The organism is Streptomyces sp. CNZ287 (assembly GCF_007827615.1).
This window is the reverse complement of sequence record NZ_VISV01000019.1, coordinates 1-26,599: the sequence shown is the minus strand read 5'-3', so window position 1 is coordinate 26,599 and position 26,599 is coordinate 1. Positions and strand designations below refer to the sequence as shown.

The following is a 26,599-nucleotide window of genomic DNA, read 5'->3' as shown; positions in this document are numbered from 1 at the left end:
CGTCACTTCCCCGCGAGGCCGGTGTGGGCGACGCCGCGGACGATCTGGCGCTGGAAGAGGGCGAAGACCACCAGCAGCGGCAGCCCTGCCATCACCAGGGAGGCCATCACCTGGGAGTAGCGGACGCCGTAGCTGGACTGGATGTTGACGAGGCCCACGGGCAGCGTCATGCCGTTCGGGTCGGTGGTGACCAGGAAGGGCCAGAGGAAGTTGTTCCACGTGTGGATGAAGACGAAGATCGAGACCGCGGCGAGGATGGGCCGGGAGAGCGGCAGCACGATCGTGAAGAACACCCGCCAGCGCCCGGCGCCGTCGCAGAAGGCAGCCTCCTCCAGCTCGCGCGGCACCCCTTCGAAGAACTTCACCAGGATGAACACCATCGCGGGGACGGCGACCTGCGGCAGGATCACGCCCCAGTAGGTGTCCACCAGGCCGAGCGCCGCCATCTCCGCGAAGAGCGGCGCCATCAGCACCTGCGGCGGCACCATGATGCCGGCGAGGACGAGAGCGTAGAGCGCCTTCCGGCCGCGGAACTCGGTGCGCGCGAACCCGTACGCCGCCATGGCGCACAGCAGCACGGTCAGCAAGGTGGTCATCACCGAGATGTAGAGGGTGTTGAGCATCCAGCGGGGGATGTCCCCGGCCGCCCACACCTTGTCGTACGCGTCGAAGGTGACGCTGGAACCGATCCAGGTGAGCGGGGTCTCGACCTCCTCGCCCATGGGCTTGAGCGAGGTGGCTAGGGCGTAGGCGAGCGGCAGCACCCAGGCGGCGGCGAGGACGAGTGCGGCCAGCAGCATGGCGACGCGGCCCCGGGTCCAGCGCGGCCGCCGGCCGCCGCCGGTGCCGCCGGCGGGGGTGGGCGCGGTGGAGGAGACCGGGTCCTGGCGGGAGGTGCCGGCCGCTGCGCTCATGAGGTGCTCTCCTGCCGTGTCCTGCGGGCGAGGTGCAGGTGGATGAGGGAGACGAGGACGATCAGGGCGAAGAAGATGTACGAGGCGGCGGAGGCGTAGCCGATCCGGTAGCCGGTGAAGCCCTCCTCGAAGACGTAGAGCAGGGTGGTCCTCGTGGCGCCGTCCGGCCCGCCCTGGGTCATGATGTAGACCTGGTCGAAGATCTTGAGCGAGGCCAGCAACTGGAGGATCACCACCACTCCCGTGGTGCGCCGCAGCATCGGCAGGGTGATGTGCCACAGGCGCTGCCAGGCGGTCGCGCCGTCCAGCTCGGCCGCCTCGTAGAGGTGCTGCGGGATGGACTGCAGTGCCGCGAGGTAGAGCAGGAAGTTGAAGCCCACGGTCCACCAGATGGTGGTGATGACGATGGAGAGCATCGCGTACTGCGGGTCGGTGAGCCAGCCGATGCCCGGGTGCAGGCCGAACTCGGCCAGCAGTTGGTCGGCGAGGCCGAAGTCGGCGGGATAGATGATCCACAGCCACAGGAGCCCGACGACGCCGGAGGGCAGCAGGTAGGGCGCGAACCAGCTCAGCCGCCACAGCCAGTCCACGAACCGCAGGCCGTGCGCGAGCAGGGCCATCACCAGGCCGAGCAGCACCAGCGGCACCGTGGACAGGAGGGTGAACCAGACGGTCTGCCAGAGCGCCTCCCACATGTCGGGGTCGGAGAGCGCCTCGGTGTAGTTGTCGAACCCGACGTACTCGCCGCCGCTGCCGGTGATGTTGTCGCTGGTCAGGCTCATCTTGATGCCGAGCACCACGGGCCAGACCAGGAAGAGGGCGTAGAGGGCGAGGAAGGGCGCGACGAACATCAGCCCGTGCTCGAAGCGGCCGTGCCGGATGGCGGTGCCGCCGGGTACGGGGGCGGGGGCGCCGGTGGCCTCGTGCGCGGCGGTGGTGTCCGGTTCTGTCCGCGCGGGTGCGGTCATGCCTGATCACCTCCCGGGGCCGGGATGTCGCCGAGCGGACTGGGCGTGTCCAGCAGCTTCTTCAGGCCCGCCCTCGCCTCGGCCAGGGCGCTTTCCGGCGTACGGGATCCCGTGAACACTCCGGAGAAGATGTGCCCCAGCTCCAGCCACATGAGGGAGGCGGAGCCCGCGAACCAGGCGGGCGGGTCGAGTGCGACGTAGTCGATCACGTGGCGGTACTCGGACTGCGGTTCCAGCTTCAGGTAGGCGGGCTTGCTGAGCGTGGGGGTGTACGCGGGTATGTGCCCGCCGCTGGCCCAGTCGGCCGAGTGCCTGAGCATCCAGGCGACGAACCGGTGGGCGGCGCGGTTCGCCTCGCCGCCGCGATCCTCCTGGTGCGGCAGGACGAAGGAGTGGGAGTCGGCCTGAGCCGCGGGACGGTCGAAGAGGGTCGGCACCGGGGCCATGGAGAACGGCAGCTCGGTCTCCAGATACGTGCTGACCTCCCAGTCGCCGTTGAGCGCCAGGCCCGTCTCGCCCGCGTTGAAGATCCCGACGCTGCCCTGGTAGTCGGCGACGCGGACGGCGAGGCCGTCGTGGGTGAGCATGCGCATGAACTCCAGCACGCGCAGCGCCTTGTCCTCGTCGAGGGTGAGGCGGGTGCCGGTGTCGTCCAGCAGGGTGCCGCCGGTCTGCGCGTAGAAGGTGGCGAAGACCCGGGCGGGGCCCGCCGCGTCCGCGCCGGTGGTCTCCATGACCAGCGGCGGCCGGCCGGTCACCCGGCGGATCGCGCGCAGCGCGTCGACGAACTCCCCGGCGCCTTCCAGGGTCTTGATCCGCCCGTCCGCCCGCAGCAGCCCGGCCTGCTCGCAGATCTCGGTCTGGTAGTAGAGCACGAGGGGGTGGGTGTCGAGCGGTACGGCGTACTGCTTGCCGCCGATCGCGCCGCGGTCCCAGATCTCCGCCGGGAAGTCCCCGGGCCGTACGCCGTATTCGGCCAGCAGGTCGAGGTCGAACGCGTCCAGCAGCTTTCCGGGCCCGAAGCCCGGCAGCCGCGCCAGGTGCAGCACCGCCACCTCGGGCGCCCGGCCCCCGGCGCCGGCCATGCCGAGCTTGGTGTAGTACGGCGCCCCCCACTCCAGTTGGGCAGCGTCCAGCGCGATGCCGGCGTGCTCGGCTTCGAACGCGTCGAGCATCGCCTGCATGGTGACGCCGTCGCCGCCGCCGAACAGGTGCCAGTAGCGCAGCGGCGTCTTGCCGGACGCCACGGAGGAGGGCGCGGCGCAACTCGCCGTGCCGGCCGCGCCGGCACCGGTGAGCGCGACGAGCCCGGCGAGCCGCGCGGCCGAGCCGAGCAGACGCCGGCGACTGGGCGGAGGGACGGAGGGAACGGTCGGAACAGGAGGCGGTGGGGACATGAACGGCTCCTTGCCGGAGGCGAGGCGGTTCGCAATTTCGAACAACGACCGGCTTTCCGGACGGAAAGTAGGCTCGAAGCGTGCCCACGTCAATGCCGGAGCAGCCGCCAATCCCCTCCGGGATGCTCCGCCGGGGACGTGTTCGTGCGGGGCGGAGGCGGCTCCACGGAAGCCGCACGTCTCGCCCGGGTTGCCCCTTCTGACGCGGCACTTCCGGCTGCTTCCACCGCGGCCCACGTCCACGTGATCACTGCCGTGGAGGGTCAGCCGCCCTGAAGTAATTCGTATTAGCACCTTGACGGCGCCTCCGGGCCCGAAGAGTCTGTCCGATCAGCAGGACGGCCACGCACCGTCGGCTTCTCGCCACTCTCATGACCTCCAGGAGACGCCCATGACGTCCGGATTCCCGCTGTCGCGCCGCGCGCTCATCACGGCGGCCGGAGCGGCCGGCCTCGCCGCCGCCATGCCCGCCCCTCATGCACTCGCCGCCGGCACCCTGCCGACACTGCCGGCCCTGCCCCCGGGCTCGCCCTCCCGGCGCGCCTTCGCCGCCGGCGAACAGCTCTACGCCCCCTATCTGGTCAGCCTCGCCCCGATGGCCAACGACGTCGAGGACGACGGCTTCATGGGCGGCGGCTGGTGGCGATCGCCCGCGGCCCCGTACAACACGCGAGTCCAGGAGCATGTCTACACACTGAGCTGGTTCCTCACCCAGAACCGCTCCTGGAACCCCTACCGGGGCGACTCCGCCCTCCTGGCGCGGCTCGACGCGGCGCTCGGCCACTACCTCGGCCTCCAGCACTCCGACGGCTCATGGCCGGAGTACAGCGCGGGCGAGCACTCCCTCGCCGCGACCGGCTTCGCCCTCGGCTACCTGAGCAAGACCCATGTGCTGCTGAAGGACGCGGGGCTGCTTCCCGGCCGGCGCAGCCAGATCGCCCGCGCCCTGCACGGGGCGATGACCTGGCTTCTCGACCCGTCCAACACCCGCGCCTGGCAGGCCCCGATCAGATACACCAACCAGGTCACCGCCGGACTGGCGGGAGCTGCACTGGCGCTCAGAACCAACCCCGACGGAACCCTGCGGAGCCGGCTGAACGACGCCTTCGCCCGCATGGCCGGGAACGGGCAGGGCCCGGCCGGCTTCTTCTACGAAGAGGGCGGGATGGACATGAACTACAACTTCGAGGTCATGCTGCCCGAGATGGCCGACGCCTGGCGGCAGTCGCACAACGGGCACCTGGTCACCATGGCCCGGACGTACACCGACTGGCTCGGCTACAACCTGCTGCGGGAACCCGACGGCTCGGGCTGGTTCTGCAACATCGCCCCTTCCTCCCGTACCAGCACCCTCGCCTACGACGACACCCGGCCCGACCCGGAACGCACCGCGCTCAACAACCAGTTCGTCCCCCTGGTGCCCGCGCTGGGCGCGTTCATGTCCGCCCGGGAGGACCTTGCGTCGGCCCGCGACGCCTGGGCCGCTGACCCCTCGCCGGTGGCCGGGCTCACCAAGCAGAACACCTCTCCGCGGATCCTCACCCACGCGATGTACGACGAGGAGTACCCGACGCGGTCGGCCAAGACCCGGGCGATCAAGGCCGTCCCGTACCTCGCCTCGACGAACTTCACCGAGCACCGCACCGACCAGGGCCAGGACTTCCTCTACGTCCGCCGTCCCGGCGTCTACCTGGGTGCCTACCTCGGTGCCCGGCCGACGAGCAGGGCCCGCACCGGCCTCAGCTTCCTGTGGCACCCGGTCGCCGGGACCGTCATCCAGTCCCTGAACGACAACAACCACGGCGTGTGGGCCACCGTCCTCCCGGGCCAGGCACCGGACTCCAACGGGCCCCAGGCCGGGCAGTTCTTCGGCGGCAGCCCCTACGCCTTCCGCTTCGGCACGCCCAGCGGGTCGGTCGTCACCGACGTCGAGGTCGGCAACGGACTGGTCCGGCGGTCCGTCCGGGCCAACTCGGCGGCGACCGAGACCGTGCCGCTGATCCTCCGGGCATCCGACCGCGTGGTCTTCACCGACGGCACCGTCCTCTCCTGGGGAGGCTCCGCCTCGGCCACCGCAACCGGCATCGACGTGCACCGCAACTCCGGCGTGGTCCGGATCCGCTGGGGCGCTGCCCGGAACGCGAGCATCGCCGCCGCCTCCCTCGTCTACCTGCGCGACGGCAGCAGGCGGATGCACATCCTGAAGGTCCCGCACGACGGTTCCCTGGACGTCGGCATCCGGCTCGCCTACTGACGGCCCGGCCGGTCCGCCCTCCTGGCGGACCGGCCGCAGGACGGGTGGCCGGCAGGCGGCCTGCTCGCGGACGGACCGTAGAGTACGTGCCGGTTCAGTCGCCGGAGGGGTCCGGCAGGAGTTGAGCCGCGAGCGATCGTGCCGTGGCGGTACGGGTGGCCGCGTCCATCCCGGTCCGGCTCACGAACACGAGCCCTTGCTGCGCGGCCAGGAGGGCGCGCGCCAGTGCGATCGGATCCGCTCCGGCCGGTAGGCCGCCCACGCGTTGGGCGCGGGCGACGCAGGATCGACGGCGGATACGGCGCACAGCCGACCGCTCAACTGAGCTCTCGACTGAGCTCTCGTGCGGCGCAGTCCGTGAAGAAGGGTGGGTATGCGTCGCGGCATTGTCGTCGTGGTGGCCGTAGTACTTGCTGGTTCTCAGGGAGGTGAGGAAGGTGAGGAGGGTGGTGGCGAGTTCGGCCGGGGCGTCGAGCGGGGCCAGGTGGCCGGCGTCCGGGAAGGTGTGCAGGCGGGCGCCGGGGATGAGTGCGGCGAGTCCGTGGCCGCGAGGGAGCGGCACCCAGCTCGTGTCGTCCTCGCCCCAGCAGATCAGGACCGGCAGGTCGATCGCGGAATAGCCGGGCTGCATGGCGTCGGTGTAGCGCCGGTCGTCCAGACGGTGGGTGAGCGCCACACCGACTTACCAAATTTCGTCACATATGTATAAACAGTATGCCCGAGGGGTGAGTTGACCTTTTGTCGAGCCCGAGTCGGCGCCTGTACCGTAAACCCACCCCGCCGCATCACGACCACGTCGAGGTGGTCGCCAACGGGGGTGTGGCCCTCGCCGCCGCCGGGGCCTGTGGCGGTCCCCCCAGCCCTTCGCCGACTGGAGCATGCGCCCCCGCACGCTGACTCCGACCTGAGCATCGGAGGTTGTGGCCGTGACGCGGATCGGCGTGACCGGACACCGGGACATCCCCGCCGCCGCCCTGGAGTCCGTGCGCTCGGGGATCCGGGCGGCGCTGTGCAGGCGCAGCGTGGTGGAAGCGCTCAGCAGTCTCGCGGCGGGTGCCGACCAGCTCTTCGCGGACATCGCCCTGAGCTGCGGCGTCCCCGTCACCGCGGTCATCCCCGGCATGGACTACGAGCGGAGCCTCGGCACCGGAGACACGCTGACCGCCTACCGCCGGCTACTGACGTCGAGTGTGTCCCAGGTGCGGTTGCCGCGCGAGGCGAGCGACGAGGCGGCCTACCGCGCGGCGGGACGCTGGATCGTCGATCACGTCGACTCCATGGTCGCCGTCTGGGACGGGCGCCCCGCGCGCGGGCCGGGCGGCACGGGGGACGTGGTGGCGTACGCGCACCGCGTCGGTGTCCCCGTGACTGTGGTGTGGAGCCCCGGGGTGCGCCGGCAGTGAGTCCGCCGCGGCCCTCGGGCCCCGCGGGCCGGAAGCCGTCAGGAGCCGAACCGCCCCAGCCAGTCGGTGTGCTGGGGGGAGACCAGCCGCTCCGTCTCCGCCACCGCGTCCGCCCAGCCCTCCTCCGTCACCGTGGTGCCCATGGCGACGCGCATCCCGTCCAGTTCCTGCTCGATGCGGGAGTGGGCGTAGGTGAGCGGCCGGTGCCGCCGCACCTCATGCCAGGCCACCGCGGCGGCAGCGGCCGCGGAGAGCAGGCCGGTGAGGTCCCAGCCGCCGGTCATCCCCAGGGTGCGTAGCACCGCCGCCAGCAGCGCGAAGAACGTCAGGCCGGCGGTCACCGCCGACCAGCGGACGGCGGCCTGGTGCTCCTGGACTGATTTGTTCCGGTACCAGACGAGCTGTTCCAGCACCCGTTCCCGCAGGTAGAAGTTGCGGCGGGCCTCGAAGGACCCGGCCCGTACCGCGCGCATGGCCGGGGTGATCTGCCCGGCCCCGAGCAGGTCGGAGGTGGCGCGGGAGTCCTCCCATCCCACCTGCCGCAGTTGGTTGAGGCGTTCCTCCAGGCGTTCCGCGAACAGTGCCTCCGGGTTGGGCACACCTGTGTGGAGGGGACCGCCACGGACCATGTAGTGCCACGCCAGCGACTTGACGGTCTCGGCGACGGCCCGGTGCACCTGCCACGCGGCCCGCGCCCGCCGGCGGGCGGTGTGCAGCCCGACGGCGATCGTCAGCCCGTACAGGACCGCCGCGAGGGCGGTCGGCGCCCGGCTGTCCATCTGCTCGGCGACCATCGCCGCGGTGGCGGCCAGAAGCAGGATCGTCAGATGCCGGCGTAACGACTGAAAGGACTCCCGCTGCCGGGCGATCGCCTGGAGGTCGTTCACGCGGAACAGCGGCGGAAGATCCTGGTCACGTAATGTGGTACTCGGCCCCGGAGTTCTCGCAGCGGCCATTCCCGCCCCCCACCCACGAAGGTGCCTTCGCTCTTACCCGCCTTGTGGGCTAATCACTCGGGCTCTGTCCACTTCAAGTCCACCACGGTGCTATACACTCCGTGCTCCCGGCCGGGGTTTTCCGGCAGGAATCGTCGGACAGTTCCAGTCCTCTCCAGGTGATCGGCTGAAGATCCCAGGCTGAGCCGGGGCGGCTGGCCCGAGCCAAAGGTCTGGAGTCATGCGCCTTCCAGTGACCGCGTTGAAGCGGCGATCTTCCACCCCCCGGCCGGCGAGCAAGCAGCACGTCCCTCTTTCTGCCGTTGATCCCGACTGCACCGAGGCACTGCGCTCCGCCTGGCGTGTGACGGACTTCGCGGGCACAACGTCCACGAGGCCGATCACCTTCGACTCGGCGCTCTGACCCGTCCTGCTGCCGCCCGATCGGGTGCACTGTGACGTCGCAGAATCGCGGTCACTCCCGGTGAGAACAGCAAGACCCTGCTAACACGGCACGTGCGGGCTTCGGGACGCGGCGAAGCCTGGGAGACTCGAGTGTGACGAGCATCCCGACCCGCCCTCCTCTCCGGCAGGTTGTCCTGAAGGTGCACAGCAGATGCGACCTGGCCTGCGATCACTGCTATGTGTACGAGCACGCCGACCAGAGCTGGAGAGCGCGGCCGGTCGTCATCTCCGAGGACACGGTCAAGCATGCCGCCCATCGGCTCGCCGCCTACGCGGAAGAACGGGCCCTCGACTCCGTCTCGGTGATCCTGCACGGCGGCGAGCCCCTGCTCGCAGGTCCCGCCCGGCTCCGCAGCACGTGTGCGGAGCTCACCCGGACCATCACCCGGGTCGCCCGCCTCGACCTTCGCATCCACACCAACGGCGTTCAGCTCGGCACCCGCCATCTGGAGGTTTTCCGCGAGTTCGGCGTCAAGGTCAGCGTCTCCCTCGACGGCGACCGGGCCGCCAACGACCTCCACCGGCGCGACCGCAGGGGCGGAAGCAGCTACGACCGGGTCATCCGCGCGGTCCGGCTGCTGCGCACGCCGGAGTACCGTCACCTGTTCGCGGGTCTGCTCTGCACCGTCGACCTGCGTAACGACCCCGTAGCCGTGCACAGGGCGCTCACGGCGCTCGACCCGCCCCGTATCGACTACCTGCTGCCCCATTCCACCTGGGAGAACCCACCACCCCGGCCGGACACTGGCTCCCCGACGCCGTACGCCGACTGGCTGCTGAAGATCTTCGATGTATGGCAGCGCGAGGGCCGCAGCGTCCGCGTGCGCACCTTCGAGTCGGTGCTCAGCACCCTGCGCCACGGCCCCAGCCTGACCGAGGCCATGGGGCTGGCGCCCTCGGACCTGGCGGTGGTGGAGACCGACGGCTCGTTCGAGCAGGCCGACTCGCTCAAGACCGCGTACCACGGGGCGCCGGCCACCGGATACGACGTCTACTGGAACGGCTTCGCGGAGCTGGCCGAGCATCCGGGCGTACGGGCCCGCCAGTCGGGCATCGACGGGGTCAGCGCCGAGTGCCGCCGCTGCCCGGTGGTGGAGTCCTGCGGCGGCGGACTGTACGCGCACCGGTACAGCGCGGAGCGCGGCTTCGACAATCCGTCCGTGTACTGCGCCGACCTGCGGGCTCTCGTCGACGGGGTGGCCGAGCGGATCACGGACAGGAGCCACAGTCCGGCGGTGTACAGCGACGACGAACTCCGCTTCGCCCAGGAGCGGCAGACCCGCGACCTGCTCGCCCGGCTGCACCACCGGCATGCCGGGACGGCGGACTGGGACGAGGCGTGGCGGCTCCTGCTGCGCCTCGACTCCGACGAGGCCGCAGCCCCCCAGCTCAACGCCGTGCTCGCCCACCCCTACGTCCGCACCGCCCTGCGCCGCGCTCTCTCCGGGGAGGAGCCGGCCGACGCCGGCCTGCTGCCCGCCATCGCCATGGCCGCCGCCGTACGGGCGCGGGCGGAGGCGGCGCTGACGTGGGACCACGCGGGGCCGGAGCTGCACCTGCCGACGCTGGGCACGCTGCGGATGCCCGGTCCCGGCCGGGTCGAGGTCCGGTCCTGTGGCGGCCGGTTCGCCGTGCGGCAGGGCCCGGACTCCTCCGGCACCGGCGACCCCGAGCGGTGGCGGCCGCTGCGCTCGTGGGACTCCTCGGCCGGCCGGGACGACGCGACCGGGCCGCGCCTCCTCGTCGACGACGCCGACCCGTACCGCGACTGCTTCCCCCGCCCCGCCGCCGGTCCGATGAGCCCCGACGACCTCGACGCCTTCCTCGAACGGCTGGCCGGCGGATGCGCCCTGCTGCGCGAACGCACGCCCGGCTGGTGGGAGAGCGACGGCGCCTGGCTCGTCACCACCGTCACCCCGCTGGCGCCGGGCGCAGGACTGAGGCTCGGCGCACACGGGCTGGGTGCGCTGGGCGTGGCCGTCGACGTCGACCCCGCGGAGTTCGCCCGCGCCCTGCCGCGTGTCGCGCGGCGGGCGAGGTTCGCCGCGTTGAAGGAGTCGGCGGACCTGGCCGTGCCCGGCAGTCCCGCCGAGCGGCTGCTGGACGAAGCGGACGACTGGGTCGGCAAGGCGTCCTTCTGGCAGCGGGACCCGGCCGGGGGTGCGGACCGCCGCGGCGACGCGCTCGGCCGGGCCGGCCGGGCCCTGGTGCGGCTCGGCACCCGACCGGGACGCGAGCTCACGCCGAACGGTGCGGTGCTGGCAAGCGGCCTGTGGACGCAGTGGACCGAGCAGCACGGCCATGTCGCCCGGCTGGCCGGATTCTTCCGCGGGCTGGGCGTACGAGAAGGCGGTTCCCTCCTCGTACACGCCTCTCTGGGCGGCAGCGGACTCTCTCCCGACGAGGTACGGGACGCGCTGCTGGACGTCCTCGGCCCCGACGGCACCCTGGTCGTCCCGGCCTTCACACCGGAGAACTCCGACACCTCCTCCGCCCACCGCGCACGTACCGCGGGCATGAACGAGCGGGAGAAGGCGCGATTCCGTGCCTCGATGCCGCCGTTCGAGCCGGAGACCACCCCGTGTCCAGGCATGGGAGCGTTGGCGGAATGCGTGCGCACCACACCCGGTGCCGTGCGCAGCGCACATCCCCAGACCTCGTTCGCCGGCCTCGGACCACGGGCGGCAGAGCTGCTCGACGAGCACGACGTGACCTGCCATCTCGGGGAACGCTCGCCGCTGGCCCGGCTTTACCGGGTCGGGGCCCAGGTGCTGCTGCTGGGTGTGGGGTTCGAGGTGTGCAGCTCTTTCCATCTCGCCGAGTACCGGATGAATCCGGCCCGCCCCCTGCGAACCTATCGCTGCGTGCTGCGTGAGAAGGGATACTGGTTCGCGTACGAGGATCTCGACCTGCACGACGAGGACTTCGGTGAGATCGGCCGCATGCTGCCGCCAGAGCTCCTGAGTGTCGACCAGGTGGCCGGAAAGCGGGCGACGTTGTTCGGCATGAAGGAGGCGGTCGACCGCGCGGTCAGCTATATGGCCGCGTCTCGCCGTTGAGGCATGTGGGAGGCGGACCGTACGTGGGGGGCGGGATACGGGGCAGGCCACCTGCCTCTGTCCGGGCAGCTCCGCCGGCGGGAGGGCCAGCCGTCCGGAGGCGGTCACATGGAGACAGCGTGGTGGGAGCGGGCGGCGGACAACCAGCCCTACTTCTTTCTCAGTTACGCGCACATGCCGCGCTGGGAACAGGGCGGCGGCGATCCCGACCACTGGGTGCACGTCCTGTACAAGGATCTCTGTGAGAACATCATGCATCTCACCGACCTGCCTGCGGGCGCGCCCGCGGGCTTCATGGACAGGGAGCTGCGGTCGGGAGAGGGCTGGTCGGAGAAGCTCGCCGAGAATCTCGCCACCTGCCGGGTCTTCATCCCGCTGTTCTCGCCCCGCTACTTCGGCAGCGAGATGTGCGGCCGGGAGCTGTTCGCGTTCAACCAGCGCCTCGTCGAGGCCCGGACCACCGGACTGGGTGCCATTCCCGCCATCGTGCCCGTGATGTGGACACGCGTCGCCTACAGCCAGCTCCCGGAGTCGGTAGGGCACCTGCACATCGACAACTCCGCCTTCGGCGGCACCCACGCCAACGAGGGCCTGTACCGGCTGATCAAGCTCAACCGGCGGCGGGACGAGTACCAGGAGACCGTCCTGCAACTCGCCGAGCACATCGTGCGCGTCGCCCAGGAGTCCCCGCTGCCGCCCGGTACGCCCCGTGATTACCACGCCACGCCCAGCGCGTTCAAGCCACGCGGCCAGAGCCCCCGCCGCATCCGGCTGACGGTCGCCGCCCCCACCCGGGACACGATCCCGGAGCACCGCGACGTCCGGCCCTACGGGGAGCGGGCGCAGGACTGGAACCCCTACCACAGCGAGGCCACGCGCCCGCTGTCGGAACACGCCGCGGAGCTGATCCGCTCGCTCGACTACCGGGTCACCGTCTCCTCCCTGGACGAGTCGGACGCCTCTCTCGTCGCCGGGAGGGAGCCCGGCGTCGACAGCACCCCGGTCGGTGACGACGAGCCCCACCAGCCGCACGTCCTGATCGTCGACCGCTGGGTGGTCACCGCCAGGAAGCACTGCGACGAGCTGAGGCGCTTCGACGACCACGCCCAGTCCTGGATGCACGTGGTCGTTCCCTGGAACGATGCGGACGTCCAGTGCCACAGCGCCGAGGGCCTGGAGCTGCGCCGGTTACTTGAGGACCTGCTGCCCAGGCTGCTCGACCGGGGGCGGCGCGCCCCCTGGCACCGGGCCGTCGACGGTGTGCCCACGCTGAAGGAGTTCACCGACGTGCTGCCGGCCGTCGTGGCCCACGCGGCCGGGCAGTTCTTCAAGCACGCCCATGCACATCCCCCCAGAGGGCCGCACGTCCCCAGACCCCGTCTCCTGGGCCCGGCACCGCGGACCGCCGCCCCGGGCCCCCACGAGGGAGGAGAGGAATGACGACCCGACCCCAAGGACGGATCATCACCTTCTACTCGTACAAGGGCGGCACCGGCCGCACCATGGCCCTCGCCAACGTGGCGTGGATCCTCGCCGCCAACGGCAAGCGCGTACTCGCCGTCGACTGGGATCTGGAGGCCCCCGGGCTGCACCGCTTCTTCCACCCGTTCCTTGACAGCAACACCCTGGCATCGACCACCGGCGTCATCGACATCATCACCGAGTACTCCTGGGCCGCGACGACCGGGCCGCCGCGCGTCGGGGAGTGGCACCGGGAGTACGCCAGGACGGAGGACCACGCGGTCTCCCTCAACCCCGGGCGGCTCCGCTGGAGCTTCCCCGAGAACGGCTGCCTGGACTTCCTGTCGGCGGGCCGGCAGAGCCGCGAGTACTCGGCCACGGTGACCTCCTTCGAATGGGACAACTTCTACGAGCGGCTCGGCGGCGGCCTGTTCCTGGACGCGCTTCGCGACGACATGAAGTCCCTGTACGACTACGTCCTCATCGACAGCCGCACCGGCCTGTCGGACAACGCAGACATCTGCACCATCCACATGCCCGACGTGCTGGTCGACTGCTTCACGCTCAGCGACCAGTCCCTCGACGGTGCCGCGCTGGTGGCCCACAGCGTGGCGGGCGGCTACCGCGGCCGGGAGATCCGGGTGCTGCCGGTGCCGATGCGGATCGACGAGGGTGAGAAGGACAAGATGGACGCCGGACGCGCGTTGGCCCGGCTGAGGTTCGACGGGCTTCCCGCCGGGCTCGGCGGGGAGGAGCTGACCGCGTACTGGGGTGCCGTGGAGATCCCGTACCGGCCGTACTACGCCTACGAGGAGACCCTGGCCACCGTCAGCGACGAGCCGGGGCTCGCCAGCTCCCTCCTTTCCGCCTTCGAACGGCTCACCGACGTGATCACCGAGGGTGACGTGGATGCCCTGCCGACCATGCCCGAGCCAGTGCGACTGCGGTGCAAGGACGCGTTCACGCGGCGCCGGCCGTCGGCTACGAGGACCGACGTCGTGCTCGTGTACGTGGCCGAGAACCGGATGTGGGCCGACTGGGTCGAGTCGCTGCTGACGCGCTCCGGCTGCCAGGTCACACCGGTCGACCTGTCCGTGAGGGCGATGGAGCAGCCGGACGGCCCGGCCCGCACGGTGGTGCTCTTATCGAAGTCGTTCTTCAAGGCCCGGGGCAGGGAAGCCACATGGCGCGCTCTGGCCGAGACCGACCTGGGCAGCCCTCAGGGCGGACTGGTCGCGCTGCGCCTCGACGACGTATACGCACCCGGCGCCTATCCCGACCGCAACCTGGTCAGCCTCCGGGTGGACGAGGAGGCGGATACGGCGAGCGTGCTGAGGGCCCTGGACCTGCCCGCCCTGCCCGCCGACACCGGCCCCTCGGCCTGCCGCTACCCGGGCAGTACGCCGCGGATCTGGAACGCCCCTCAGCGCAACGCCGCGTTCACCGGGCGCAACGTCGTCCTGGAGAGGATGCGCGACCAGCTCAGCAGCGGCATGTCGGTCGTCCTCCCGCGGTCCCAGGCGCTGTTCGGACTCGGCGGGGTCGGCAAGACGCAGGTGGCCATCGAGTACGTGCACCGGTTCATGGCGGAGTACGACCTGGTGTGGTGGATCTCTGCGGAGAACACCGACAACGTGATCGCCTCACTCGCCGAGCTCGCCGCCCGGCTCGGCACGCACAGCGGCGAGAACATGGCCATGGCCAGCCGCGAGGCCGTGCGGATGCTGTCCCGCGGGGAGCCGACCAGCCGATGGATCCTGGTCTTCGACAACGCGGCCGAACCGGAGGCCCTCACCGACTACTTCCCCTCGGAAGGCAGCGGACACATCGTCATCACCTCCCGGAACCAGGCGTGGGCACAGCACGGCGACTCGCTGCCCATCGACGTGTTCCTCCGCGAGGAGAGCGTCGACCACCTGATGAGCCACGACGCCAGGCTCACCGCGGAAGAGGCCGACCGGGTGGCGACCGCCGTGGGCGACCTGCCGCTCGCCGTGGTGCAGGCCGCGGCCTGGCTCGCGGAGACGGCGACCCCGATCGAGGACTACCTGCAGCAGCTGGCGGACCAGACCACCGCCGCGCTCAGCCTCAACCAGCCCGCCGACTACCCGCATCCGGTGGCGGCGACGTGGAACATCTCCATAGCCCGGCTCAAGGAGCGCTCCCCCGCCTCCGTACGGCTGCTTGAGCTGTGTGCGTTCCTGGCGCCCGAACCGATCTCCGCCCAGCTCCTCTACAGCAGGGAGATGATCGACGCGCTGAAGCCGTACGACCCTGCGCTCCAGGAGAAGCTGGTGCTCGGCCGGGTCATCCGGGAGATAGGCCGGTTCGCGCTGGCCAAGATCGACCAGGTGAGCAACTCCCTGCAGGTACACCGGCTCGTGCAGGCGGTCGTTCGCTCGCAGCTCACCGAGGAGGAGCAACGGGAGGCCCGGCACCTCGTGCACACCGTTCTCGCCGGCGCCCGGCCCGACGGCGAAGAACCGATCGACGACCCCGAGACGTGGCCGCAGTTCGGCATCATCTGGCCGCACCTGCTCCCCTCGGACACGCCCCACTGCGTCACCCACGAGACCCGCCGGCTGCTGATCGACCGCGTCCGCTATCTGTGGAAGCGCGGCGACTTCCCCCGTGCCCAGCAGCTCGCCGAGGAGGTCCTCGACCACTGGCGGCCGACTCTCGGCGAAACGGACGTCCAGTACCTGTACCTGCGCAACCAGCTCGCCAACGTGCTGCGCTCCCAGGGGCGGTACGTCGAGGCGCGGGACATCGACACCGAACTCCTGGAGCAGCAGCGCCAGGCTCTCGGCCCCGACCATCCGCACACGTACGTGACCATGTCCAGCCTCGCCAGCGACCTCGCCGCGCTCAGCTCCTACGGCCGCGCGGCGGAGCTGGCCCGCGAGGCGCACGAGGGCTTCAGCCGGATCTTCCACAGCTCCCACCGGCGCACGCTGAGCGCCGCCAACAACCTGGCGCTGGCCCTGCGCCTGGACGGCCGTTACCGCGACGCCCTCAAGCTGGACCAGGACGTGCTGGACATGCGCAAGGAAGTCCTCGGCCCGGACCATCCGTACACCCTGGCGTCCGCCGAGCGGCTCGGCCGCGACCTGCGCGAGGTCGGCCGCTACGCAGAGGCCGTGTCACTGCTCCAGCGGACGTACGAGGCGCACACGCGAGTCCTCGGCAAGGACTTCCCCGGCACGCTGCGGTGTGCCAAGTCCCTCGCCGTATCGCTGCGCAGGAGCGGACAGTTCGAGAACGCCCGCCGGCTTACCGCCGCGACCCGGGCCCAGTACAGGGCCCAGTACGAGGAGGCGACTCCGGACTCGCTCGCCTGCGACCTCAACATGGCCGCCGACCTGTTCGCCGCCGACGAGCGCCAGGCGGCCCGCGAGGTGGCCCGGGAGGCCATCGCCGAGTACACGAAGGTGCCCGGCGAAGCGCACCCGTACACCCTGGCGGCGCTCAACAACCTCGCGATCTTCCACTGGGGCTGCGGGGACGACGACGAGGCCGAGACGGTGTTCCGTGCCGTGCTGCCCCGCATGACGGAGGTGCTCGGTGACGCGCACCCGCACACGATGTTCTGCGCCATCAACTACGCCAACGTGCTCGCCGGCCAGCGCCGCTGGGAGGATGCGCGGAAGCTGGAGGCCAGGGCGGTGGAGGTGCTGGGCACATCCCTCGGTCGCCACCATCCGGAGACTCTGGCCATCGTTACCAACGCCGCGCTCACTCTCAAGGCCCTCGGGCACACGGACGAGGCCCAGGTGATGCGCGACGAGGCGATGGCCGAACTGCGGCGGCAGCTCGGCGAGGACAACGGGATCACGAAGGTCGCGGGTGACAGCCGGCGAATCTACCGGGACCTGGAGCCCCTCGCGGTGTGAGCCCCCGACGCGGCCGGCGTGTCCGACAGCAGCCAGGCGATGGCCTCCGGCAGGGCGCGCAGCGCTGCGAAGTGGGCCGCGGCGGGGTCGAGCACAGCCGTGGCCCGGGCGATGCGCCCGGCGAGCCAGGAGTGGTGCGCCACGGGGGAGAACGCGTCCTTCCTGCCGTGCCACAGCAGCACCGGCACCTGGATGTCCGCCGGGTCGAAGCCCCAGTCGGAGATCAGCGCGAGGATGTCGTCGACCCATCCGTACGGCGACTTGCGCAGCGCCTCGCGATAGTTGCGCAGCAGCATGGCCCGGATGCCGCGATCCGAGACGATCTGCCGGTCCTCGTCGGTCAGATCGCCGCGCAGCTCGTTGAGCAGCCGGGCCGGGTCCTCGCGGATCGCGGCGGAGCGCGGAATGAGCCGGGCGACGAACCGCTCCGGGTCGGTGGCGGCCGTCCGGAACACCCGCACGTTGCCGGGAGCCATCCCCTCGAACCAGTCGAGCCCCTCCGCGTCCCGCGGCGCCAGCCCGACCAGCGCGGCGGCCCGCGTCACACGCCGCGGCAGCAGCGCGGCGCAGGCCAACGCATGCGGAGCGCCCCCCGATCGGCCCGCCACGACGAAGCGATTCAGCCCCAGCGCGTCGGCGACCTGGGTCACGTCCTCCACGACGTCGGCCACGCGGCGCCCCGGCCTGCGGTCGGAACCGCCGTAACCGGGACGGTCGTACGAGATGAGCCGGATTCCCCGCTGGTAGAGGAACATGGGCCGTGGCCGGGGACCGACGCGGCACCCCGGCATACCGTGCAGCAGGAACACGGGCCGCCCGCACGGATCTCCTGAGCACTCCACCCGCAGTATCCGGCCGTCCGTCGCCCGGACCCGGTCGGGCGCCGGCACGACGTCATGCACAGCGCATCCCCTCCCCGGGGCCCGAACTGGGGCCACCTTCCCACAAGTTCCCGCCCTCTCCGCCCGCGAAACGACCCGCGTACCGCCCGAGCCGGCCGGGCTCCTGGGCTGCTTGCGACGTCCTCACCCACCACCGGCTCGTCGTGTCTGCGCCGTGCCGTGGCAGGCCGGGGTCGAGGCCGCGGCGGCTGTGCATGCGCCCGTTGAGGGTCTGCGCGCCCTCACTCCGTGGGCGGTGCGCCCCGGCTCGTACCGCCGGTATGGCCAGCCGGCGTCCAATCGGCGTCCAGACCTTCTGCGTAGCTTGTGGCCTGCTCTCCAACCACGAGGGGGAAAGCCAGTGACAGGGATCAAGAAGAGAGCCGTTGCGGCGGTCGCCGCACTCTCCGCTGTCGCGACGCTCGCCGTGGCCACCCCGGCCGCCGGCAGCTCGGCCTCGCAAAGCGCCGCCGGCCTGCGCGGCTTCGGCATCTCCAGCGACGGCACGCTCATGGCCACCTTCACCACCGACCGGCACACCGTGCTCGACTGGGTCCGGGGCGTCACCGGGCGGAAGGGCGCCACAGCCCTGCTCGGCATCGACGAGCGCGTCCAGGACGGCACCATGTACGGCCTCGGCGACCAGGGCGGGGTCTACACCATCAGCACCCCGCCGCAGACGCCCGGCGTGGTCGTCACCAAAGTCTCGCAGTTGCAGGTCCCGCGGTACGGGAAGAACGTCGGTTTCGACTTCAACCCCGCCGCCGACCGGCTGCAGGTGGTCAGTGACAACGGCCAGAACCTGCGGCACCACCTGAAGGATCACACCACCGTCTGGTCGGGCGCCGCTGCGGGCCGAGAACGTGACACTGGCCTACGATCCGGCGGACCAGACCCTCACCGCCGCCCGACGAGTAAAGAATCCGCACGAGCTACCGACGGCATACGGATACCGCGGCACGCGGCGAGCCCCCCGACCACGATGCGCCTCACGCAGCGGCGGCGTCTGTGCACTGTCCGTCGCGCTGATGGCAAGGGATGCCTGCTGCCCTGAGGCCCCGTCCACCAAGGCGCGGCCCGCACCTCATGACGCCGCCGCGCTTGAGATGCCCGGGAGGCCCGGCCGCCCCCTGCGGGATTGTTCACGAACCCCCGAACCGGGTACCCGGGCGCCATGCCTGCTTCTAATCCCGATCCCGACCCCGACCGCACTACCGGCCTGGAGCCCGGTGGGTCGGTGCCCCCGGGCGAGACTCCGCCTGCCGAGGGCAGCACGCCCGGGGCGGGACCGGACGAGACGCACAACCCGACGAAGGGCTGGGCGAAGGGTCCGCTGTTCCTGATCGGGCTCGTGGTCGTGTTGTTCGCCGTCGGTTACGTCGGGTATGCGCTGGCACTCACCCGCTGACGCCGCTCGCGCCCGTCCGAGCAGGGCGACGAGCCCTCGTGGCGGCCACGGGAGAGGGCCGACGAGCCCTGCGCGCCCCTTGCCGGGGCCCCGCGTCCTGAGGGGGTCCCGGGCGGGGTCGTACTCCTTCGGCGGGTCAGGTCTGGAGGGTTGCGGGGCCGCCCGACAGGCCCAGCTCCAGGCCGCCGTCGGTGACGGCGAGCGAGCTGGGCTCAAGGCGCAGGGGGAGGCCGCCGAGCGGAATCCGCCGCTCGGCGCGCGCCGAGACGGCGTCGGCGGCCTCCGCGGGCAGCGGCCGGCCTTGAGGGTCGGTTCGCCGGGCTCCAGCTCGATGGCGGAACCCCGCAGCCGCGGCGTCAGCGGCAGCTCGACGATTCCGCCGGGCCCGGCGCGTACCACCAGGCGGCCGGCCTGCGGATCGGGCTCGATCTGCGCCGCGCCGCCGCCCGGCGCAACCGCGGCGGCGCCGGCGAGCAGCCGTGGCACCGCCTCGCGGCCGGCGGAGATCTCGCCCCCAGTCCGTACGGCCCAGCCTAGCCAGCTCACCGTCCGCGGGCCGCTCGCTTCACGTGCGGCGGTTCTCCCCGCCGAGGCCGAGGGCGTCGGCGATCGCCTGGAGGTTGCCGTACTCCCCGTCGGGGAGGCGCTCGGCCAGCTCCGTCAGCCGGTCCGGGGCGTTGTTGCTGCGCAGCGTCTCCAGCACCGCCTCGCGGTCGGCGGGATAGACGGCGCGACCGAGGTTCCGGCCCAGCTCGCTGCGGAGCTCGACGCCTTCCGCGGTGATCCCCGGGGGCGTGCCACCGACGAGCGCGGTGCCGGGTGCGCGGTCCGTCTCCGGCTGATCTCCTCCCGGTGGCTGCAGCTCGCGCTCTTCCTCCGCGCGGGTGGACCGGCTCGCGCGCAGCTCGCCGCTCATCTCCTTGGCGATCACGTCGTCGCGTATCGCGCTGGTCTTGTTCCTGCCATGTTCGGCCATGTCTGCCTCGCCTCCCTGTGTGCTTGAGGCGTGAGCCATACGGGCCGGGTTCCCAGAAGTGCCCGGAAGAACCGGAGATCCCGGGACGCGACGGCCACGCGGGAACGACGACGACCGCGGGGCGGGGACGCCCGCGGGATCGCTGCATGACCGGACTCCGGCTGGATACCCTAAATCCATGCATAACATGCCATACGAGCCGGCCTTGCCGGTCGGCCGCGGAGAACTGTCCGCGGCGACGCTCGCCTACCTGCGAGGCGACTCGGCCTCGCTGCCCCACGCGGACGGCCCTGCGCGCAGCGACCCGTACGGCGACGACCTGCAACTGGCCCTCTACCTCTGCTACGAACTCCACTACCGAGGATTCGCAGGCGTAGACGACGAGATGGAGTGGGACGCCGCCCTGCTGGCCTTCCGCCGTGCACTGGAGGACCGCTTTCTGACGGCGCTGCGAGAGGACGCGCCGCTGCCCGTGGATGTCGGCACCGCCCTCACGGCGCTGCTGGTCGAACCCGTGAAGGGCGACTCCGTCTCCCACCACCTGCGGGACGACGGCACGATGTGGCAGCTACGGGAATACGCGGTACAGCGCTCGCTCTACCACCTGAAGGAGGCCGACCCGCACGCCTGGGTGCTCCCCCGTCTGCACGGGCGGGCCAAGGCGGGCATGGCGGCGGTGGAGTACGACGAGTTCGGTGCCGGCCGCGGCGAGCGGGTACACGCCCGGCTGTTCGCCGATCTCATGCGGGACCTTTCGCTCGACCCCGGCTACGGGCGTTATCTGGACGCCGCCTGCCCTCAGATGCTCGCCGTCGTGAACCTCATGTCGCTGCTCGGCCTCCACCGCAGCCTGCGCGGTGCGCTGGTCGGCCACTTCGCCACGGTCGAGATCACCTCCTCCCCAAGCTCCCGCCGACTCGTGCAGGCCATCGAGCGGCTGGGCGCGGGTCCGGCCGCGGAGCACTTCCACCGCGAGCACGTGGAGGCCGACGCCGTCCACGAGCAGGTCGTACGGCACGAGGTGGTGGCCGGGCTGCTGGAGGCGGAGCCGCAGCTCGCGGCCGACGTGACGTTCGGGATCGCTGCCACCGGCCTGGTCGAGGACCGGTTCACCGAGCACGTCCTCGGGTCGTGGCGCGCCGAGCGCTCGTCACTGCGTCTCCCCCTGTAGGACGCCTTCCTGCAAAGCGGGCGTTTCATCCGGAATGTTCGGGTACCCGAGATGTGGCTCTCGGTGCCTCGACGGGCCTGAACCGGACGGAAAGGCTGGTGGTGATCCGTGCACAGCGCCCGAGACGAATCCCCGTGCCGGCTGCGCGTCCAGCGCACGGGCCCTCTGCTCATCGAGGGCCCGGTGGAGGTCATGCTCGACGACGGCACCGTCGCCGACTCGGACCGCTTCACCGTCGCCGTCTGCACCTGCCGGCGCAGCCGTACCTACCCCTGGTGCGATACCAGCCACCGCCGCCGAACCGGGGACTGACCCGGCCGTGGCACGATCGCTGTCGGCGGCGGGGCAGGCGGTCCCCGGTTGAGCGGGACCCGGGCGTAGTACCGGGACGGGAGATCTTCGTCGCACGGCCGGCGGATCGACACCGCCAGGCTGCCGGCCCTCACCCGCAGCGGCTTCGTCGTCACCGACGTCGTCCCCACCTGACCGACGACGCGGCAGCTCGCCCGCGCCGCAGCCGGGACCCCCGCGGCGTGCGGACCCCGTTGCCCGTACGCGCCGATCCCCACCGGAGGCCACCATGAGCGAAGCGAAACGTGAGACACCGCACCCGGCCGAGCAGCACCCGCGGCCGGAACTGCCGGCGCAGGACCAGCCCCACCCCGGCTGGACCGGCCCGATGGACCCGCCGCCGGACCACGGCGAGGACACCTACCGCGGCGCCCGGCGGCTGCAGGGACTCAAGGCCGTGATCACCGGCGGCGATTCCGGCATCGGCCGCGCGGTGGCCATCGCCTACGCACGCGAAGGCGCCGACGTGCTGCTGACCCACCTTCCGGAAGAGGAGGACGAGGCCCACGAGACGGCCGGCTGGGTGAAGGAGGCCGGGCGCAAGGCCGTGACCGTCCCCTGCGACATCCGCGAGGAGAGCGCCTGCGCCGACCTGATCGGCCGGGCGGCAGAGGAGTTCGGGCGCATCGATCTCCTGGTGAACAACGCGGCTTATCAGATGTCGCAGCCCGACGGGATCGAGGCGATCACCACCGAGCAGTTCGACCGGGTGATGCGCACCAACCTGTACGGGATGTTCTGGCTGTCGAAGAAGGCCCTGGCGCACATGGGCCCAGGCGGGGGCATCATCAACTCCGCATCGGTGCAGGGATACAAACCCAGCCCGCACCTGCTCGACTACGCCATGACCAAGGCGGCCATCGTCGCGTTCACCCAGGGGCTGGCCCAGATGCTCACCGACCGCGGCATCCGCGTCAACGCGGTGGCCCCCGGCCCGGTGTGGACGCCCCTCATCCCGGCCACACTGCCCGACACCGTCCACTTCGGGAAGCAGTCACCGCTGGGCCGCCCGGCGCAGCCCGCGGAGATGGCACCGGCGTACGTGTTCCTGGCCTCACCGGAATCCGGCTTCATCACCGCGGAGATCGTCAACGCCACAGGCGGCACCCCGCTGCCGTAGCGGACGGTCACCGGCCCCCGGCGGTGGCCGGCGGGTCGTCGCGGCGATTGCAGCCCGGCGGCATCTCCTGGACCTCGGCCGCGATCTGGGCCGCGATCTGGGCGGTGTGGAACGCGGTGCCGCTCGCGTAGCGACACGGCGACGTCTTCACGGTGACGGCGGGTCGTCGCCCAGGTGAGGGAAGTCGTCCAGCAGGACGATAGCCACGGCGTCGGCCGCGGCGGCGCACCGCTCGTGCTCCTCCTCCGACAGTGCGCCGGGCGTGTGCCTGACCAGGCCGATCGACCCGAGGACGTGGCCGCGGAACCGCAGCGGGAAGGCGTACAGCGCGCCGGCGTCCGGCGGCGGCGTCCGCCCCGGAGGCCGGAGCGCCGGCCGCTCCCCGGGACGGCGCAGGTCGGCGGCGACGGGCCGGCCCAGGGTGGCCGCGCGTACGGACGGTCCCTCGCCCGGCGCGAAGTGCCGCGCCTCCAGGTCCAGCGCAGCGGCGTCGGAGGCGTAGCACACGTGCTGGTGCGGGCCGTGGCCGAGCAGCGAGATCGTCACGGCGTCCATGGCGAGATCGCCGCGAAGCAGCCGGCACAGCCGACCGGGCAGCCCGCCCGGTCCGCCGCCGGCCGCGGTGTCGAACACCGACTGCCGGACGGTGAAGGGGTCGTCCATTCCTCTTACTCGATACGAGACGACGTCTACTGGTCACCGCCATGAGTACCCGCGGTACGGCATTCAGTCACCCCGACTTTGCCAGCGGATACAGGGCCCGTACACCCTCAGGGATTGGCGCATGCCGTACGGGGCACTCGGGGTGTGTCCCGTCGACGTCGAGGAGGTCGCCATGCCCGTCGCCACGTTCTGCCTGGTCGCGGTGGACTGCCCGGAGCCGCTCCGGTTGGCCGGGTTCTACCGCGGGCTGCTCGGGGGCGAGGTGAAGGCGTACAGCGACGACTGGTACGACCTCTTCGCGCCGGACGTGACCCGGCTCGCCTTCCAGCGCGCGCCCGGCCTGCGCCCGCCGGACTGGCAGCGCGCCGACCAGGACTCGCAGCAACTCCACCTCGACCTGCGGGCCACGGATGTCGAGTCGGCGGAGCGGCATGCCCTGGAACCGGGCGCCCGGCCGCTGGACACGGACGACGACGGGGGCAGGCGCGAGTTCCGCGTGTACGCGGATCCGGCGGGCCACCCGTTCTGCTTCGTCTACGGGTCGTGAGCGTCGGGGCGGGTACCCGGGCGAGGCACACGTAACGACCCCGGAGGTGAGCCGATGAGGGCCGCAGTATGGCACGGCAAGCGGGACGTACGCGTCGAGGAGGTCCCCGATCCGTCGCTGAAGCACCCCACGGACGCGGTGGTGCGGATCACCTCATCCGGACTGTGCGGCTCGGATCTGCACCTGTACGAGATCCTCACCCCGTTCATGACGCCCGGGGACATCCTGGGCCACGAGCCGATGGGCGTGGTCGAGGAGGTCGGCGGCGAGGTCACGAACCTCTCGCCCGGTGATCGGGTCGTCGTGCCCTTCCAGATCGCCTGCGGCGACTGCCACATGTGCCGGCAAGGGCTGCAGACCCAGTGCGAGACGACCCAGGTGCGCGAGCACGGCATGGGTGCCCGGCTCTTCGGCTACACCAAGCTCTACGGTGCCGTCCCCGGGGCGCAGGCCGAGTACCTGCGCGTGCCGCAGGCGCACTACGGCCCCGTGAAGGTGCCCGAGGGACCGGCGGACGACCGCTACCTGTTCCTGTCCGACGTGCTGCCCACCGCGTGGCAGGCGGTGGAGTACGCCGGCATCCCCGAGGGCGGCAGCGTCGCGGTCATCGGTCTCGGCCCGATCGGCGACATGTGCTGCCGCATCGCGCTGCACCGGGGCGCCGGACAGGTCATCGGCGTGGACCTGGTCGACGAGCGGCTGCGGCGCGTCCGCGAGCGCGGCGCCGAGGCGATCGACCTGCGCGACGAGAAGGACGTGGCCGCCGCCGTCCGCGACCGGACCCGGGGGCGCGGCCCCGACGCCGTCATCGACGCGGTCGGCGCGGAGGCACACGGCAGCCCCGCCGGCAAGCTGATGCAGACCATCGGCGGGCTGCTGCCCGGCAAGCTCGCGGAACAGGTGGCCGGCAAGGTGGGCGTGGACCGGATGGCCGCCCTGTACACGGCCTTCGACATGGTGCGCCGCGGCGGCACGGTCTCGGTGATCGGCGTCTACGGCGGCGCGGCCGACCCGCTGCCGCTGCTGACCGTCTTCGACAAGCAGCTCCAGCTCCGCTTCGGCCAGGCCAACGTCCGCCGCTGGGTGCCGGACATCCTGCCGCTGCTGGAGGGCGAGGACGTCCTGGGCGTCGACTCCTTCGCCACCCACCATCTGCCGCTGGAGCGTACGCCCGACGCGTACGAGATGTTCCAGAAGAAGGCGGACGGTGCGGTGAAGGTCGTGCTCGAACCCTGAGCCGGCGCGCAGCCGGCGTCCGCGCTCCCGCCGGGAGCGCGGGCGCCTCCTCACGCGTGCCTCCTCCCACAGCAGGGAGTGCACGCCGGCCTTCGGCTTCCAGTGCCACTTCACCAGTGTGGTGCCGCCGTCGGCGGCGACCAGCCGGAAGGTGTGGATGCCGAAGCCCTCCATCATCCGGTACGACCGCGGGATCCCGCGGTCGGACATGTTCCAGATGGTGTGGTGAGTGGCCTCCGTGTGCAGGGTGACGAAGTCCCAGAAGGTGTCGTGCGCGCTCTGCGCCTGCGGGATCTCCCGGTCGGGGTGGGGCTTGCCCGCGTGGATGACGTCCGGGAACTTGACGGCGTCCTGGATGAAGAAGGCGGGGATGTTGTTGCCGACGAGGTCGAACGTTCCTTCGGCGGTCTAGAACTTCGTCGCGAAGCCGCGCGTGTCGCGCACGGTGTCGGCAGAGCCGCGGGAGCCGAGGACGGTGGAGAAGCGCACGAAGACGGGCGTCTCGGCACCCTCGGCGAGGAACGCCGCCTTGCACACCGGCGTGGCGGTGCCGTAACCGCGGAAGATCCCGTGCGCGGCGGCGCCCCGCGCGTGGACGACGCGCTCGGGGATGCGCTCGTGGTCGAAGTGCGTGATCTTCTCACGCAGATGGTGGTCCTGGAGCAGCACGGGCCCGCGCGGGCCGGCCTTGAGCGAGTGGTCGCTGTCCGGCAGCCGCAGACCCTGGGCCGTCGTGAGGTAGGCGCCCGTCTGCGCCCGCACCGCGGGATCCGCGGCGACGGGGTCGCCGGTGGGCGAGTACATCCCGGGACCGGCCTGGTCGGGAGCGGGCGGGAGGGGCTCGCGGGGTGTCGTCGGCTCGTCGTGCGCGGGTGTCCCGGAGTGAGCGGGGGTACGCGCTGCCGCGCCGGGGCCGTTGTCGTTCGTGGACGGCATCGCGGTTCCTCGTTCCTGTCGGACCTCGGGCACCGCCCGGGGCAGCCCCCGTATTGCGGCTCGAAACGCCGTGAGGTCCAGACTTCCACGGTTCGTACGGGTCCATCCCGATGAGATCCCCCAGCAGTGGCGCGGGAGGGCGCCGGGGCGGGGCGGGCGGCGTCCGGTCGTGCGATGGGCCGCGGCGGCGTAATCTGAAGAAGTCGTCCGCCGCACCCTCGTTTGCGTCGCCTGGTGCCGGGCAGGCGGACTTACGTGCTTCGGACCAGAGGCACGCCGCGGGAGTCCTCGGCTTCTCATCGTGGGCGCTCCGGACGGTCGGCGGTCCGGAGCGTTGCCGTTTCCGGCTTCCTCACCGCTGACGCGGTGCGGCGCCGCCGTCCTCCCGCGAGAACTGAACGCTGACCCACCCGCCCGAGGGAGGCCACCCGTGGCGTACATCCGGGCAAAAACCAGCAAACACCCCCACGACGACGCACCCGACACCTCCGCACAGTTCCGCCGGCTCTCCGGCATGCCGGAAGGGCCGGAGAAGAAGGCGCTGCGACAGGACGTCGTACG

General features: G+C 71.5%; 22 protein-coding genes and 2 pseudogenes. 13 read left to right on the top strand and 11 right to left on the bottom strand.

Annotation, left to right across the window (positions count from 1 at the left end):
- Window positions 1-2 precede the first annotated feature (2 nt).
- From FB457_RS27925 to FB457_RS27915, 3 genes are read right to left on the bottom strand one after another with little or no spacing between them, the layout of a single operon-like run.
- Window positions 3-914, bottom strand: a complete 912-nt coding sequence (locus FB457_RS27925; RefSeq protein ID WP_145783655.1) for a carbohydrate ABC transporter permease — start codon at window positions 912-914, stop codon at window positions 3-5.
- Window positions 911-1,882, bottom strand: coding sequence for a carbohydrate ABC transporter permease (locus FB457_RS27920; RefSeq protein ID WP_047018936.1), 972 nt, complete (start codon window positions 1,880-1,882; stop codon window positions 911-913). The genes FB457_RS27925 and FB457_RS27920 overlap by 4 nt, the downstream gene beginning before the upstream one ends.
- Entirely contained in the window at window positions 1,879-3,219 is a 1,341-nt protein-coding gene (locus tag FB457_RS27915; RefSeq protein WP_078898738.1) for an extracellular solute-binding protein, read from the bottom strand. The genes FB457_RS27920 and FB457_RS27915 overlap by 4 nt, the downstream gene beginning before the upstream one ends.
- Before the next feature lie 451 nt (window positions 3,220-3,670).
- Here FB457_RS27915 and FB457_RS27910 point away from each other — a divergent pair, with 451 nt between their 5' ends.
- Complete coding sequence (locus FB457_RS27910; RefSeq protein ID WP_047018934.1) at window positions 3,671-5,533, top strand: hypothetical protein; 1,863 nt, start codon at window positions 3,671-3,673, stop codon at window positions 5,531-5,533.
- A 94-nt stretch (window positions 5,534-5,627) separates the two neighbouring features.
- Here FB457_RS27910 and FB457_RS35730 read toward each other — a convergent pair whose 3' ends face one another.
- Window positions 5,628-6,209, bottom strand: a complete 582-nt coding sequence (locus FB457_RS35730) for an alpha/beta fold hydrolase family protein (RefSeq protein WP_222439520.1) — start codon at window positions 6,207-6,209, stop codon at window positions 5,628-5,630.
- 250 nt (window positions 6,210-6,459) lie between these two features.
- Between FB457_RS35730 and FB457_RS27900 the strand changes: the two genes are divergently transcribed.
- The gene (locus tag FB457_RS27900) at window positions 6,460-6,936 is read left to right on the top strand and encodes a hypothetical protein (protein WP_047020525.1); all 477 of its coding nucleotides are present in this window, start codon (window positions 6,460-6,462) and stop codon (window positions 6,934-6,936) included.
- 38 nt (window positions 6,937-6,974) lie between these two features.
- Here the strand turns inward: FB457_RS27900 and FB457_RS27895 are convergent, their stop codons facing one another.
- Entirely contained in the window at window positions 6,975-7,892 is a 918-nt protein-coding gene (locus tag FB457_RS27895) for a DUF4231 domain-containing protein (protein ID WP_047018933.1), read from the bottom strand.
- A 536-nt stretch (window positions 7,893-8,428) separates the two neighbouring features.
- Here FB457_RS27895 and fxsBH point away from each other — a divergent pair.
- The 3 genes from fxsBH (at window position 8,429) to fxsT (ending at window position 16,749) form a co-directional block, all read left to right on the top strand.
- Window positions 8,429-11,395 (top strand): radical SAM/SPASM protein FxsBH, inactivated beta-hydroxylase extension form, encoded by a 2,967-nt coding sequence (gene fxsBH / locus FB457_RS27890; protein ID WP_347612971.1) that lies wholly within the window; start codon window positions 8,429-8,431, stop codon window positions 11,393-11,395.
- 108 nt (window positions 11,396-11,503) lie between these two features.
- On the top strand, window positions 11,504-12,835 hold the full coding sequence (locus FB457_RS27880; protein ID WP_186462053.1) for a TIR-like protein FxsC: 1,332 nt from the start codon (window positions 11,504-11,506) through the stop codon (window positions 12,833-12,835).
- Complete coding sequence (fxsT, locus tag FB457_RS27875; RefSeq protein WP_145783654.1) at window positions 12,832-16,749, top strand: FxSxx-COOH system tetratricopeptide repeat protein; 3,918 nt, start codon at window positions 12,832-12,834, stop codon at window positions 16,747-16,749. The genes FB457_RS27880 and fxsT overlap by 4 nt, the downstream gene beginning before the upstream one ends.
- On the opposite strand, the gene FB457_RS27870 is transcribed toward fxsT, so the two are convergent.
- The gene (locus tag FB457_RS27870; protein WP_047018932.1) at window positions 16,719-17,651 is read right to left on the bottom strand and encodes an alpha/beta fold hydrolase; all 933 of its coding nucleotides are present in this window, start codon (window positions 17,649-17,651) and stop codon (window positions 16,719-16,721) included. The two genes, fxsT and FB457_RS27870, sit on opposite strands and share 31 nt — an antisense overlap.
- Window positions 17,652-18,057: 406 nt before the next feature.
- Between FB457_RS27870 and FB457_RS27865 the strand changes: the two genes are divergently transcribed.
- Both FB457_RS27865 and FB457_RS27860 read left to right on the top strand, forming a co-directional pair.
- Complete coding sequence (locus tag FB457_RS27865; protein ID WP_486589160.1) at window positions 18,058-18,684, top strand: DUF4394 domain-containing protein; 627 nt, start codon at window positions 18,058-18,060, stop codon at window positions 18,682-18,684.
- A gap of 120 nt (window positions 18,685-18,804) precedes the next feature.
- Window positions 18,805-19,038, top strand: a complete 234-nt coding sequence (locus FB457_RS27860) for a DUF6480 family protein (protein ID WP_047020521.1) — start codon at window positions 18,805-18,807, stop codon at window positions 19,036-19,038.
- Window positions 19,039-19,174: 136 nt separating this feature from the next.
- Here the strand turns inward: FB457_RS27860 and FB457_RS36475 are convergent, their stop codons facing one another.
- Both FB457_RS36475 and FB457_RS27855 read right to left on the bottom strand, forming a co-directional pair.
- On the bottom strand, window positions 19,175-19,570 hold the full coding sequence (locus FB457_RS36475) for an LmeA family phospholipid-binding protein (protein ID WP_486589159.1): 396 nt from the start codon (window positions 19,568-19,570) through the stop codon (window positions 19,175-19,177).
- Between the two features lie 33 nt (window positions 19,571-19,603).
- The gene (locus FB457_RS27855) at window positions 19,604-20,014 is read right to left on the bottom strand and encodes a DUF2795 domain-containing protein (protein ID WP_047018931.1); all 411 of its coding nucleotides are present in this window, start codon (window positions 20,012-20,014) and stop codon (window positions 19,604-19,606) included.
- 178 nt (window positions 20,015-20,192) lie between these two features.
- Between FB457_RS27855 and FB457_RS27850 the strand changes: the two genes are divergently transcribed.
- From FB457_RS27850 to FB457_RS27840, 3 genes are all read left to right on the top strand, one after another.
- Window positions 20,193-21,185: an iron-containing redox enzyme family protein gene (locus FB457_RS27850; RefSeq protein WP_047018930.1), complete on the top strand. Its 993-nt coding sequence runs from the start codon at window positions 20,193-20,195 to the stop codon at window positions 21,183-21,185.
- A gap of 108 nt (window positions 21,186-21,293) precedes the next feature.
- Window positions 21,294-21,497 carry a CDGSH iron-sulfur domain-containing protein gene (locus tag FB457_RS27845; RefSeq protein WP_047018929.1) on the top strand — a complete coding sequence of 68 codons (204 nt, stop codon included), beginning with the start codon at window positions 21,294-21,296 and terminating at the stop codon, window positions 21,495-21,497.
- Window positions 21,498-21,765: 268 nt separating this feature from the next.
- On the top strand, window positions 21,766-22,656 hold the full coding sequence (locus tag FB457_RS27840; RefSeq protein WP_047018928.1) for an SDR family oxidoreductase: 891 nt from the start codon (window positions 21,766-21,768) through the stop codon (window positions 22,654-22,656).
- A 7-nt stretch (window positions 22,657-22,663) separates the two neighbouring features.
- Here FB457_RS27840 and FB457_RS35435 read toward each other — a convergent pair whose 3' ends face one another.
- Complete coding sequence (locus FB457_RS35435) at window positions 22,664-22,807, bottom strand: hypothetical protein (protein WP_164492601.1); 144 nt, start codon at window positions 22,805-22,807, stop codon at window positions 22,664-22,666.
- Window positions 22,804-23,319, bottom strand: coding sequence for a GAF domain-containing protein (locus FB457_RS27835; RefSeq protein ID WP_047018927.1), 516 nt, complete (start codon window positions 23,317-23,319; stop codon window positions 22,804-22,806). Before FB457_RS27835 ends, FB457_RS35435 begins: the two co-directional genes overlap by 4 nt.
- A gap of 172 nt (window positions 23,320-23,491) precedes the next feature.
- Between FB457_RS27835 and FB457_RS27830 the strand changes: the two genes are divergently transcribed.
- The gene (locus FB457_RS27830) at window positions 23,492-23,866 is read left to right on the top strand and encodes a VOC family protein (protein WP_145783708.1); all 375 of its coding nucleotides are present in this window, start codon (window positions 23,492-23,494) and stop codon (window positions 23,864-23,866) included.
- A 54-nt stretch (window positions 23,867-23,920) separates the two neighbouring features.
- Window positions 23,921-25,102 carry an alcohol dehydrogenase catalytic domain-containing protein gene (locus tag FB457_RS27825; protein ID WP_047018926.1) on the top strand — a complete coding sequence of 394 codons (1,182 nt, stop codon included), beginning with the start codon at window positions 23,921-23,923 and terminating at the stop codon, window positions 25,100-25,102.
- A gap of 51 nt (window positions 25,103-25,153) precedes the next feature.
- Here the strand turns inward: FB457_RS27825 and FB457_RS27820 are convergent.
- Window positions 25,154-26,038, bottom strand: a pseudogene (locus tag FB457_RS27820) (catalase); the annotation flags it as partial.
- Window positions 26,039-26,468: 430 nt separating this feature from the next.
- Here FB457_RS27820 and FB457_RS36470 point away from each other — a divergent pair.
- Window positions 26,469-26,599 (top strand): annotated as a pseudogene (locus tag FB457_RS36470) (B/F/G family RNA polymerase sigma-70 factor); the annotation flags it as partial.